At 33.2% G+C, this 13,670-nt stretch carries 12 protein-coding genes; 11 read left to right on the top strand and 1 reads right to left on the bottom strand.

The genetic code is table 11. The features are described from left to right. The first annotated feature begins 378 nt into the window (after positions 1–378). Positions 379–1,200 (top strand): YtnP family quorum-quenching lactonase, encoded by an 822-nt coding sequence (locus HMPREF2864_RS11740; RefSeq protein ID WP_070544777.1) that lies wholly within the window; start codon positions 379–381, stop codon positions 1,198–1,200. A 57-nt stretch (positions 1,201–1,257) separates the two neighbouring features. Here the strand turns inward: HMPREF2864_RS11740 and HMPREF2864_RS11745 are convergent, their stop codons facing one another. Then, positions 1,258–1,578 (bottom strand): PepSY domain-containing protein, encoded by a 321-nt coding sequence (locus HMPREF2864_RS11745; protein WP_070544776.1) that lies wholly within the window; start codon positions 1,576–1,578, stop codon positions 1,258–1,260. Between the two features lie 87 nt (positions 1,579–1,665). On the opposite strand from HMPREF2864_RS11745, the gene HMPREF2864_RS11750 reads away from it, so the two are divergent. From HMPREF2864_RS11750 to ccpA, 10 genes are all read left to right on the top strand, one after another. Next, entirely contained in the window at positions 1,666–2,745 is a 1,080-nt protein-coding gene (locus HMPREF2864_RS11750) for a M42 family metallopeptidase (protein WP_002492609.1), read from the top strand. Between the two features lie 14 nt (positions 2,746–2,759). Continuing rightward, the gene (locus HMPREF2864_RS11755; RefSeq protein WP_002458827.1) at positions 2,760–3,071 is read left to right on the top strand and encodes a thioredoxin family protein; all 312 of its coding nucleotides are present in this window, start codon (positions 2,760–2,762) and stop codon (positions 3,069–3,071) included. A 94-nt stretch (positions 3,072–3,165) separates the two neighbouring features. Then, entirely contained in the window at positions 3,166–4,026 is an 861-nt protein-coding gene (locus tag HMPREF2864_RS11760) for a DUF1444 domain-containing protein (protein WP_002458828.1), read from the top strand. A gap of 24 nt (positions 4,027–4,050) precedes the next feature. Continuing rightward, on the top strand, positions 4,051–4,647 hold the full coding sequence (gene ytpR, locus HMPREF2864_RS11765) for a YtpR family tRNA-binding protein (protein ID WP_037540620.1): 597 nt from the start codon (positions 4,051–4,053) through the stop codon (positions 4,645–4,647). Between the two features lie 21 nt (positions 4,648–4,668). Then, a complete protein-coding gene (locus tag HMPREF2864_RS11770) occupies positions 4,669–8,016 on the top strand; it encodes a DNA translocase FtsK (RefSeq protein WP_070544775.1) in 3,348 nt (1,115 codons plus the stop codon). Between the two features lie 23 nt (positions 8,017–8,039). Further along, positions 8,040–9,353, top strand: a complete 1,314-nt coding sequence (gene murC / locus HMPREF2864_RS11775) for a UDP-N-acetylmuramate--L-alanine ligase (RefSeq protein ID WP_070544774.1) — start codon at positions 8,040–8,042, stop codon at positions 9,351–9,353. A 73-nt stretch (positions 9,354–9,426) separates the two neighbouring features. Continuing rightward, complete coding sequence (locus HMPREF2864_RS11780; protein ID WP_002458832.1) at positions 9,427–9,897, top strand: DUF948 domain-containing protein; 471 nt, start codon at positions 9,427–9,429, stop codon at positions 9,895–9,897. 108 nt (positions 9,898–10,005) lie between these two features. Beyond that, positions 10,006–10,920 (top strand): Maebl, encoded by a 915-nt coding sequence (locus tag HMPREF2864_RS11785; RefSeq protein ID WP_070572244.1) that lies wholly within the window; start codon positions 10,006–10,008, stop codon positions 10,918–10,920. 205 nt (positions 10,921–11,125) lie between these two features. Then, entirely contained in the window at positions 11,126–12,217 is a 1,092-nt protein-coding gene (locus tag HMPREF2864_RS11790; protein ID WP_070544772.1) for a bifunctional 3-deoxy-7-phosphoheptulonate synthase/chorismate mutase, read from the top strand. A gap of 193 nt (positions 12,218–12,410) precedes the next feature. Then, positions 12,411–13,400: a catabolite control protein A gene (gene ccpA / locus HMPREF2864_RS11795; protein ID WP_002458835.1), complete on the top strand. Its 990-nt coding sequence runs from the start codon at positions 12,411–12,413 to the stop codon at positions 13,398–13,400. Positions 13,401–13,670: the final 270 nt, after the last annotated feature.

Below are 13,670 nucleotides of genomic sequence, written 5' to 3' on the forward strand. Positions count from 1 at the left end.
AGGCAATTTCTATTGAAATAATATAGAAACTGCCTTTTTTAAATATGTTGATGTAAAATTACATATCAATGAGACGTATTTTAGCAAGACACTTTGGAGTACAAGACAAGTGAAGACAGGGGCCCCAACAAATAGGCTTTCAAAAAGAAAGCCAACAGACAAAGCAAGTTGGGGGTGGGGCCCCAACAAAGAGAAATGCGAAAAGCATTTCACCAAGCAAAGCAAGTTGGGGTGGGCTCCAACAAAGAGGATTTCGAGAAGAAATTCAGCAAGCACAGCAAGTCGACCTTGTATAGCAAGTTTCTTTCATGAACATAAAGTTACCTAAATAGGGTATACAAAAATAAATCAGCTTTTCATATTAAAGGAGAGAAATATATGAAATTAGGCGAATTTATGATTAATCAGCTAAATGGCGGTATAACTAAAATGGATGGTGGAGCTATATTTGGTGTAGTACCTAAACCGTTATGGTCTAAAAAGTATAGTGTTAATAATAATAACCAAGTTCCACTTGTTACATATCCTATACTTATTCAGACTGGAGAAAAAAATATCATTATCGATGCAGGATTAGGCAATGCCAAGTTAACAAAAAAACAAATTAAAAATTATGGCGTTGATTATGAAAGCAATATTGAAAAGGCTTTATTGCAGTTTCATTTAACTACGGATGAAATTGATTATGTATTAATGACCCACATGCATTTTGATCATGCAGCTGGATTATCAGATTGTGATGGCAATGCCATATTTAAAAATGCTATGCATATTATACAGCAAGATGAGTGGCATGAATTTCTTAGTCCTAACTTGCGAAGTAAAGCGACATATTGGAAGAAGAATCAGGGGGACTACGATCAGAATGTTATTTTATTTGAAGATACTATTGAAGTGCTCCCAGGTATTGAAATGCATCATGTTGGAGGTCATAGCAATGGCCTATCTATTGTAACAATAAAGAGCAATGGTGAAAGCGCAGTGCATATGTCAGATATTTTTCCAACTCATGCTCATTTAAATCCACTGTGGGTGTCCGCATATGATGATTATCCTATGGAATCAATTAGAGCGAAAGAAAGACTCATTCCTTATTTTATTTATCATAACTATTGGTTTTTATATTATCATGACCATCAATATTTTGCTTGCAAATTTCAATCAAATCCACAAACAATAATTGATAGAATAGAACGATGACAAAAGTGGAAATACGACATAACTATAAAGTTAGCGTATTTCCACTTTTGATGTAGATTAAAGTTCAACGATGTTTAACACTTCACCATTTTTGGCATCGATATAGAATTCATATTGTGTAAATTCATTATGTTTAACTTGGGTGATACCACCTTGATATATAATTCGCCCAGGGTAACTTGCGTCGTCAACTAATGGTGTTTCTAATATGTAGGAACCTTTAACATTTCTAAAATAAGACTTAACCTCATTTAACACTTGATTAGGATGCTTGAGTTTTTGACGTGTTAATATTAAGAAAAGAACAGGTAGGGTAACTAACATTAGTGTGAAAAGGACAATTAGCGAAATTAAAATTTTTTTATTTATGTCTTTCATGTTAAAATGCACCTCAAAATCAATAGTTCATAAATTTAGTTTACCATATTTAACATGATATAATAACTATCAAGGAGCGTGATTCTTGTGGAGATTGAACAAAATCGTACATTGCAACGCATAAAAACGCTAACTGAGTTGCATGGTGCACCAGGATTCGAAAATGATGTTAAAGCCTATATGAAAGCTGAAATGACACCTTATATTAGTCATTTTGTAGAGAATAAATTAGGCGGATTTTTTGGAGTGAAAAAGTCTAATACAGCCAATGCTAAAAAAGTAATGATTGCTGCACACATGGATGAAATAGGATTTATGATTACTGAAATAACAGATAATGGTTTGCTGCACTTTACAAATCTTGGAGGTGTTGCCAATGATATTTGGCAAGGGCAAAGACTAACTATCAAAACACGTCAAGGTGATCAAATATTAGGGGTTGTAGCTAATATTCCTAAACATTTCCGCACTGGAAATGAAGCTGCACCTAAAATACATGATTTACTACTAGATATAGGTGCAACTAGTGCTGAAGAAGTCCGTGAACGCGGTATTGAAATTGGTGATTCTATAGTGCCAGCAACAACATTATCACGTCTGTCAGAATATCGATTTAGTGGAAAAGCATGGGATAATCGCTATGGGTGTGTCCTTGCTATTGAAATATTAGAATTATTAAAAGATGTTGAATTAGATGTGGATTTATATGTTGGTGCGAATGTGCAAGAAGAAGTAGGTTTACGTGGTGCAAGAGCATCTGCCGAATTGATTCAACCAGATATTGCATTTGTTGTTGATTGTTCACCAGCTAATGATGTAAAAGGCAAAGGACGTTTGTCCGGTGAATTAGGTGAAGGGACATTAATTCGAATTAAAGACGGCACAATGATCTTAAAACCAATTTTTAGAGATTATCTATTGAAATTAGCGAATGAAAAAGAGATAAATTATCAATATTATATGTCACCTGGTGGTACGGATGGGGGAGAAATACATAAGGCGAATCAGGGTATACCTACTGCGGTCATAGGTGTTTGTGCGCGCTATATTCATAGTACGGATGCTGTGTTTGATATTAGAGATTATTTTTCAGCACGACAGCTTTTAATGGAGGCTGTGATTAACTTAGATCGTCATCAAATTAATGAATTACAATATGAAATTTAAGGGAGAATTAAATTATGATCCAACTTGAATCTGAACAACAATTTGATAAATTAAAGCAAAGTAATGTCGTATTTGAGTTTACTGCGGGGTGGTGCCCAGATTGTAAAATCATTGAACCAGATTTGCCAATTTTAGAGCATAAGTATCCACAATTTCAATTTGTCTCAGTAGATAGAGATCGTTTTATAGATTTATGTGTAAAATACGATATTATGGGAATTCCAAGTTTTTTAGTGTTTAAAGATGGTGATATGTTAGGTTCATATATTGGTAAAGAACGCAAATCAATTGCCCAGATTGATGAATTTTTAGCACAATATTGTTAAAATATTATTTTAGCAGTCAACATCGCTTAATTTTTCTGTAATTAAGGCTATATTTATTGTAAAATAATAAATGGTGTGAAATTGAGGTGTAAAGATGAACGTCTTTAAGATGAGAGACGAATTAAAGCAACGATTAAAATATTTAGACGTTGATTTTAAGTTTGATCGTGAAGAAGAAACTCTACGTATCTATAGAAATGATAATCATAAAGGCGTTACGATTAAATTAAATGCCATAGTTGCTAAGTATGAAGAGCAACAAAATAAAATTATTGATGAAATTGTCTACTATGTTACAGAGGCGATTTCACAAATGCAGGACCAAGGATTAGACCAAATTTCTGATATAAATATCATGCCAGTTATTCGTTCCACAAGTTTTGAGAAAAAGACTAAGGATGGAAGTGCATTTGTAATTGATAAACATACAGCTGAAACAAACGTTTATTACGCTGTTGACTTAGGCAAATCTTATCGTTTAATTGATGAAAGTATGCTAAAACAAATGAATATAACGACACAACAAGTAAAAGAAATGTCTTTATTTAATTTGCGTAAGCTTGAATGTTCTTATTCCACTGACGAAGTGAAAGGTAATATATTTTATTTTATTAATTCAAACGATGGATATGATGCTAGCCGTATATTAAATACAAAATTACTTAATGAATTTGAACAACAGTGTGAAGGTGAAATGCTTGTAGCTGTACCACATCAAGATGTGCTTATCATTGCTGATATAAGAAATAAAACTGGCTATGATGTGATGGCTCATTTAACGATGGAATTTTTCACTAAAGGATTAGTACCTATTACCTCCTTATCATTTGGATATAGTAAAGGTCACTTAGAACCGATTTTTATTTTAGGTAAAAATAACAAACAAAAAAGAGATCCTAATGTTATACAGAGATTAGAAGCAAATAGAAAAAAGTTTAATCATAAAGAATACTAAAGCGATATAGAGGAGTTTTAAATGATGAATTTATTTTACAATCCCAAAGGCGTTGGAGATGTGGCATTTCTACAAATAAATCCTGTTGAAGGTGACGTTGCTTATGAAATCAAAGAAAATGTTGTTCAATTAACACAAGATAACGCTGTTGTTGGTTTTAATATTTTCAATTTTTCTCATTATTTTCATATTCAAGACGTGGGTAATATTAAATTAACAGAGGAAATACTTAACAAATTGCAACAAGTCATTTCAGAAGCTGGTTATTCATATCAATTAGATGCTGATTTATCTCCAAAATTTGTTGTGGGTTATGTGAAAACAAAAGAAAAGCATCCTAATGCAGACAAGCTAAGTATTTTATCTGTTGACGTTGCAACAGAAGTATTGCAAATTGTTTGTGGTGCACCTAATGTAGAAGCTGGGCAAAAAGTTGTTGTTGCTAAAGTTGGCGCTGTTATGCCTAGTGGTATGGTTATTAAAGATGCGCAACTACGAGGTGTTGATTCAAGCGGTATGGTATGTTCAATGAAAGAACTTAACTTGCCGAATGCACCACAAGAGAAAGGCATCTTGGTATTATCTGATAATTACCAAATTGGACAAGCATTTTTTGAATAAAAGTAGGAAGGTAGTGAGTATATGAGCTGGTTCGATAAATTATTTGGCGAAAATAATCATTCAGATAGTGATGTCTTTTTTCGTAAAATGCGTCGTCAACATTCAAAGCATCAATTAAATAGCGAAGACTCATTACTTCCTGAAAATAATGATATCTACGAAAGACCAAAAGGAAAATTTCGATTTCCTATGAATATTTCAGATAATGAAGTTCAAGATGATATTTCATCAACCGATAACGTTAATGAGCGTAACAATAATCGCCGTCGACAAACATATCAATCTGACTTCACACCTGGTCAAGCACATACACACCGCCGTAGACATAGAAATTATACAGGAAGTGGGCAACGCGCAACATCTTCACATGATGACAGACACAAAGAACAATCACATGCAGATAGTCAATCCAGATTAAAGAAGCAAGCATCAGCATATGCAACACAACAGACATCACCGCATTCGCATTATTCAAGCACTAAACCACGCTTTAAATTGCAATCTGAGCGGATCAAATCGTCTGCAAATGAAGCGAAACCTACATATCAAGCACATAGTTTTAAAGCTAGTGAAGTTCCTTCAGCTATTTTTGGAACAAAAAAAAGACGTCCAATTGAAAATGGTATCATTCCTGATGTTGAGCATGATAAACGTGATGATGAAAGCCGAAATAACGATAAACAACAAACTGAAGTTAAAAGAGATACACAGCAACCAGTGCAGTCAACTCAGACTGAAAATACGAATCAACAAAGTCAACACAATGATGAGACAACGCATCGCGATGATATTATAAAAAAACGCCAACCCGCACGAAATAATACTATAAATATCGAAAACATTTATGCTTCTCAGATTGTTGAAGAAATACGTAAAGAAAGAGAACGCAAAGTGTTACAAAAACGTCGATTTAAAAAGGCATTGCAAGATAAACGTCAGCAGAAACAACATCAAGATGATGACATACAAAAAGCCATAGATGCCATGTATGCCAAACAAGCTGAACGTTATACGGGTGAAAGTTCGCTTAATGACGATACATCGTTAAAAGATAATAATCGGCAAGCTGAGCATACTTCCGAAGATACTCATAATGATAACAACGATGAAAAAAGAGATTATCACTATGAGGAAATAGCTTTAGATGATATTCAACAAATTCAAGAATTAACAGATGATCAAGTTAATGTGTCAGACATTACTGATGTTTCTGCTGATAAAAGCTCAAATAACATTCAGCAATCGGATGACCAAGAAACATTAGAAGCTGAACAGCATAAAAATATGTTAGACAGAGAACAACACAGTGATAAACATCAAGATGATCATTTGATAGACAATGACATTACAGATGCAGAATATCATGAAATAGAGCAGGCTGACATTTCGACTAAAACTGCTGATGACAATAATACGCGTTCAAACAGTGATAATAGAGAAAGTTCTACAATTAAACAAGGTCATGCATATCGAAATCATGAGTCACATAACGACATCGACTCAAAACAAAGTGCACAACACAGCACAACTAAGTTGCAACAGAAAAAATCAGCAACGAATAAAGAGCATAATCATGACACAACATATGCTGTAAAAGCACAAAATAAGAACAATATTAAGCTAGGGTCTAAACCATTTAACGTCGTTATGACACCATCTGATAGAAAAAGAATGATGGATCAACAAGCCAAAAGACAAGAAAAACAAGTTAATGTGCCAGAGTTAACTCCACAGACATCACAAACATTAGACAAAAACAATGTCGCTAAAAATCATGAAAGTAATCATAACGTAATAGAAAGAAACACTGATGAACTAAGTCAAGATATATATCCACAAAATGAAGATTTAGAAGACGATTCCATTAATATACAGGCAAATGTAAATGCGACACAACCTGATGGTGAAATAAAACAATCTAAGAATGATATCAATAATATAACTGCAAAATCTGAACAGACAATGATACGGAGAGGCCCGAACATTAAGTTACCGGATTTAGATATTTTAAATGATGCTCAACCACAAGAAATTGATGAAACATGGATTGATAGCAAAAAGCAAGAGCTTAATGATGCATTCTATTATTTCAATGTGCCAGCAGAAGTGAAGAATGTTACAGTTGGACCAAGTGTAACACGCTTTGAATTGGCTGTTGAAAAGGGTGTTAAGGTATCAAGAATTACTGCATTGCAAGATGATATCAAAATGGCACTTGCAGCCAAAGATATACGTATCGAAGCGCCAATTCCTGGTACAAGTCTAGTTGGTATTGAAGTTCCAAATCAAAACCCCACGAAGGTAAACTTAAAATCAATATTAGAGACTGAGCATTTTAAGCATTCTGAATCAAAATTAACTGTAGCAATGGGTAATCGAATTAATAATGAACCGTTGCTTATGGATATCGCTAAAACACCACATGCTTTAATTGCAGGTGCAACAGGTTCAGGTAAATCCGTATGCATTAATAGCATATTAATGTCTTTATTGTATAAAAACCATCCAGAAGAATTGCGGTTACTATTAATTGACCCTAAAATGGTAGAATTAGCACCGTACAATGATTTACCTCATTTAGTTTCACCAGTAATTACAGATGTTAAGGCTGCTACACAAAGTCTGAAATGGGCTGTTGAAGAAATGGAACGACGCTATAAATTATTTGCGCAATATCACGTTCGAAATATTACTGCATTTAATAAAAAAGCATCTTATGAACAACGTATTCCTAAAATTGTCATAGTTATAGATGAACTTGCTGATTTAATGATGATAGCGCCACAAGAAGTAGAGCAGTCTATTGCTAGAATTGCTCAAAAAGCGAGAGCATGTGGTATTCATATGCTAGTTGCTACACAAAGACCATCAGTTAATGTTATTACTGGTTTGATTAAAGCTAACATACCTACGCGTATTGCCTTTATGGTTTCATCAAGCGTTGATTCACGAACAATCATAGATAGTGGTGGTGCAGAACGTTTACTCGGATATGGTGACATGCTATATCTCGGCAGTGGAATGAACAAGCCAATTCGAGTCCAAGGTACATTTGTATCTGACGATGAAATTGATGGTGTTGTAGATTTTATTAAGCATCAACGCGAACCAGATTATTTATTTGAGGAAAAGGAACTATTAAAGAAAAATCAATCACAAGCTCAAGACGAATTATTTGAGGATGTATGTGAATTTATGATAAAAGAAGGTCATATATCAACGTCATTAATTCAACGACATTTCCAAATTGGATATAATCGTGCAGCACGAATTATCGATCAATTAGAACAACTAGGTTATATAACAGGAGCAAATGGTTCTAAACCTAGAGATGTATTGATAACAGAAGCTGATATAACAAATAATTAAATGAATAAAGGAGTATAAGTGATATGACGCATTATCATTTTGTTGGTATAAAAGGCGCTGGCATGAGCTCTTTAGCGCAAATCATGCATGACTTAGGACATGAAGTTCAAGGGTCTGATATTGAAAAATATGTATTTACTGAAGTAGCATTAAAAAACAAAGGCATAAAAATATTACCTTTTAGTGCAGAAAATATAAAAGAGGGTATGGTAGTCATACAGGGAAACGCTTTTCCAGACACTCATGAAGAGGTTGTTAGAGCGCATGATTTAAAACTAGACGTTATTAAATATCATGATTTCCTTGGTCACATTATCGATCAATATACCTCTGTGGCTGTTACAGGCGCACATGGGAAAACATCAACAACTGGATTGTTATCACATGTCATGAATGGTGATAAAAAGACATCATTTTTAATTGGAGATGGCACAGGTTTGGGAATACCTCAAAGCGATTACTTTGCTTTTGAGGCATGTGAGTATCGTCGACATTTTTTAAGCTATCGTCCTGACTATGCTATTATGACAAATATCGATTTTGATCATCCTGATTATTTTAAAGATGTAGAAGATGTTTTTGATGCATTTCAAGAGATGGCTAATAATGTAAAAAAAGCAATTATAGCTTGGGGGGACGATGAACATTTACGTAAACTTAACGTGGATATCCCAATATATTATTATGGTTTAAGTGATAAAGATGACGTATATGCCAATGATATTCAAATTACTGATAAAGGTACTGAATTTGATGTATACATCAATGGCAAATATTACAATCACTTCTTAACACCACAATATGGCAATCATAATATTCAAAATGCGCTTGCAGTAATAACAATTAGCTATTTAGAAGATATGGATGTTGCAAATATTAAAGAAGCACTTGAAACATTTGGTGGTGTCAAACGTCGGTTTAATGAAACTAAATATGATCAACAAATATTAGTTGATGATTACGCACACCATCCACGAGAGATTAGTGCTACAATAGAAACAGCAAGAAAGAAATATCCAAATAAAGAAGTCATTGCAGTCTTTCAACCGCATACGTTTTCTAGAACACAAGCATTTTTAAATGAGTTTGCTGATAGTTTAAGCAAGGCTGATCATGTCTTTTTATGTGAAATCTTTGGTTCTATTCGAGAAAACACAGGAGACTTAACGATTCAAGATTTAATCAAACGTGTTGACGGATCTGCATTAATAGACGAAAATAATATTGACATATTAGAACAATTTGATAATGCTGTGATTTTATTTATGGGCGCTGGTGATATACAAAAAATACAACGTGCATACGAACACAAATTAGGTATAACAAATAATTTTTAATATGTTTATACATTATTCTCATGGGTATTTAATACTAATGACATTTTTAATAGGTATTTAGGAGGCGTTTTTAATGGATTGGATTTTACCAATTGCTGGAATTATCGCTGCAATTGCATTCTTAATTTTATGTATAGGTGTAGTTGTTGTGTTAATGTCAGTTAAGAAAAATTTAGATCACGTAGCAAAAACTCTTGATGGTGTTGAAGGCCAAGTTCAAGGTATTACACGTGAATCTACAGATTTACTTCACAAAGTAAATCGTTTAACAGAGGATATCCAAGGTAAAGTTGAACGTTTAAATTCTGTTGTTGATGCTGTTAAAGGTATTGGCGATTCTGTTCAAAATTTAAATGGCTCAATTGATAAAGTGACAAATTCAATTACTCACAATATCTCTCAAAATGAAGATAAAATTTCTCAAGTAGTGCAATGGTCCAATGTTGCAATGGAAATTGCAGATAAATGGCAAAACAGACACTATCGTAGAGAAAGTTCAAACTACAAAACAAGTTCCGTAGCTGATGACACTAAAATCCATTAAATAAAGCTGCTTAACTTTTGTAGAGAAAACTTTTTAATAAGATGTAATTTCATGCACTTAAATGAGGTTTGTACCTGTTTAAGTGCATTTGTTATAGGAGGAGTTACAATGAGTCAAAAATTTAATCAACAACCACTTGAACATACACATTCAGGTGATATTTTATCTCATGATAGTTACCAACATCAAAATTTAACGCCCTATTCTAATGAAGTTCCAAAACGAAAAGACTTTGTAGTAAGTTTTATTACTGGCGCAATTATTGGTTCAACGATTGGTCTATTATATAAAAATAAAGGTTTTGAAAAAATAGATGAACTTAAAAAGAAAGAACAAGAATTAGAACAGAAATATCTTAATATAAAAGAACAAGCTGAAACGAATTTTAACGCTATAAAAAGCAAGATAGATGACTTTAAACAACAAAATAGTATTTCACCAGATGAAATAGCAGCACAACAACAAGCTATTAAAGAAGAAGTAAATGATACATTAAAAGATGATTCACCAGAAGCACAAGAGATTCAACAAGCTAAAGCAGAAGCAAAAGAAGAGAATAAAAAAGAAGCGAGTGCCACAGAAATAGCAGCACAGCAACAAGCAATAAAACACGAAACAAACGATGCATTAAAAGCGCCTTCTAATAAAACTAAAAAGATGATGGCAAATAATCAAGCACAGCGTTTAGCACAAGCAGCAAAAGGCAAAGCTCAAAAAATGGAACAAGATAGCTCTGTTACGGCTAAAACAAAAGCGCTATTAACTGAACCAGAATTAAAATTTGTGAAAGTTGAACGTGTTCCAAATTTAGTTACAAAGCCTTCAATAAATCAACCAGAAGCACAAATTAAAGACCAACAAACGCATCAGTCAGCACATTTTGATAATGGCGTAATTACGCATGAAGAAAAGTCGATTCAGCAGGATAATTCAACTAAAAATGAACGTAAATCAACACCTAAACAAGCACAACGTGTAGAAAAAGCTAAAAGTAAAATTGATAAACGTACTTTCAATGATTAAATATTTAAAGGTATCTTCATCTATAATTAAGTTATAATGGAGATACCTTTTTACTTTATGCTATTAATATCAGAAAATTCTAAAAATATAGATCGTATGAGGTTGAAGAATAAAAAAAGAATTGTTAAAATAGAGTTTAATATTAATAATTTTATCGCTTTAAAGTGACACTAATTGTTAAAACAGAATTTTGAGGTGAGTATTTATGGGTAATAAATTAGAATCATACAGAGAAGAGATTGTATCGATTAATAATCAAATATTAGATTTGTTGTCCAAACGTGGGGAATTGGCGCAAAAAATTGGTGAAGAAAAATTAAAACAGGGTACGAGAGTTTATGATCCACAACGTGAAAAAGAGATGATAAACGATTTATTAGATCGAAATCAAGGTCCTTTTAATGATAATGTAATTAAACAGTTATTTAAAGAAATTTTTAAAGCGTCCACAGATTTACAAAAATCAGAAAATGAAAAACATTTATATGTATCAAGAAAATTAAAGCCAGAAGATACAGTTGTAACATTTAAAAATGGTGGCATTATTGGAGATGGTAAGAAATCATTTGTTTTTGGTCCATGCTCCGTTGAATCACAAGAACAAGTAGATGCTGTAGCTCGTAATCTTCAACAAAAAGGTGAAAAATTCATACGTGGTGGTGCTTTTAAACCTCGTACATCACCTTATGATTTCCAAGGACTCGGTTTAGAAGGGCTTAAAATATTAAAAAATGTCAAAGAAAAATTTGTATTAAATATTGTTAGTGAAATCGTTAATCCTGCTCACTTTGAACTTGCGGATGATTATTTAGATGTTTTCCAAATTGGTGCACGTAATATGCAAAATTTTGAATTACTAAAAGAAGCTGGTCGTACAAATAAACCTATATTACTAAAACGAGGGCTTTCAGCAACAATTGAAGAATTTACATATGCTGCTGAGTATATTGCCTCTCAAGGAAATAAAAATATAATTTTATGTGAGCGTGGTATTCGCACATATGAAAAAGCTACAAGAAATACATTAGATATTTCTGCAGTACCAATTCTTAAACAAGGTACACATTTACCTGTTATGGTAGATGTAACACATAGTACGGGTAGAAAGGACATTATGTTACCAACTGCAAAGGCAGCATTAGCAGTTGGTGCTGACGGTGTAATGGCCGAAGTTCATCCTAACCCTGCTGTTGCATTGAGTGATAGTGCTCAACAAATGGACTTAGATGAGTTTGACGCATTTTACAGCGAACTTAAACCACTTTCTGAATTATATAATAGCAAAAAGTTAAAATAGTTATTAGCTGAATTCAAGTACCTGTCATATTAATGAATCACTATGGCAGGTATTTATTTTAATTAGTAAATATTTTTTACAGATATGTGAACGAAATTAAAACATATTTAATACATAAGTTTTTTGTGTTAAACTTTGAAAATGAAATGAAAACACGATATAATAATAAATAAACCGCTTACAGGAGGACGCTATGACAGTTACAATTTATGATGTTGCTAGAGAAGCCAGAGTATCCATGGCAACCGTTTCAAGAGTGGTTAACGGTAATCAAAACGTAAAACCAGAAACACGTAAAAAGGTCAATGAAGTGATAAAGCGCTTAAATTATCGACCTAATGCAGTTGCTCGCGGATTAGCTAGTAAACGTACAACAACAGTAGGTGTAATTATTCCAGATATTTCAAATATTTATTATTCACAATTGGCTCGAGGTATAGAAGATATTGCAACGATGTACAAATATCATTCTATTATTTCTAATTCAGATAATGATCCTGAAAAAGAAAAAGAGATATTCAATAATTTATTAAGTAAACAAGTGGACGGTATTATATTCTTAGGTGGTACGATTTCAGATGAGATAAAAGATTTAATAAGTCAATCATCAGTGCCCGTTGTTGTTTCGGGAACAAATGGAAAAGACGATCAAATTGCATCAGTTAATATTGACTTTAAATCGGCTGCCAAAGAAGTGACAGAACAACTTATTCAAAATGGTGCAACTAAGTTTGCGCTTGTTGGTGGAGATTATTCGAAAAAGGCCCAAGATGATGTACTTGATGGCTTAAGCGAGGCTCTAAGGGAGCATCAACTTAAACTTGACGATGCTTTACATCTTACTGGAAAAGAAAGTTATAAAGAAGGTGTACATGCATTTGAACAGTTACAAGGCCATCATCCGGATGCTATTTTAGTCATTAGTGATGAGCAAGCAATTGGAATTTTGCATAGTGCTCAAGACAAAGGTGTGAAAGTCCCTCAAGATTTACAAATTGTAAGTTTTAACAACACGCGTTTAGTTGAGATGGTTAGACCAAAATTATCAAGTGTGATTCAACCATTGTATGATATTGGTGCAGTTGGTATGCGCCTATTAACGAAATATATGAATGACGAGCCTATTGATGAACCTAATGTGATTTTGCCACATAGAATTGAATACAGAGGAACAACAAAATAATTTTGGTGGAAAAATAAAAAATAGTATATAATCTAGTCATAAAATATATGCGAGTTTGGGATATAAATTCCTAAAAACAGCAGTAAGATCATTTTCAATTAGAAAATATCTTGCTGCTGTTCTCTATTTTCACAATATTTCGTATTGAATGGCTTCGCTTTCCTAGGATGCCGTCTCAGCCACCCTAACTTGATTTGTCCGATGGCTTTCTTTTCGAAGGCCTATCTGTTGGGGCCCCACCCCAACTTGCTTTGCTTGGCGAAATGCTTT

It is taken from the genome of Staphylococcus sp. HMSC059F04 (assembly GCF_001812565.1).
Classification (GTDB): Bacteria; Bacillota; Bacilli; order Staphylococcales; family Staphylococcaceae; genus Staphylococcus; species Staphylococcus lugdunensis.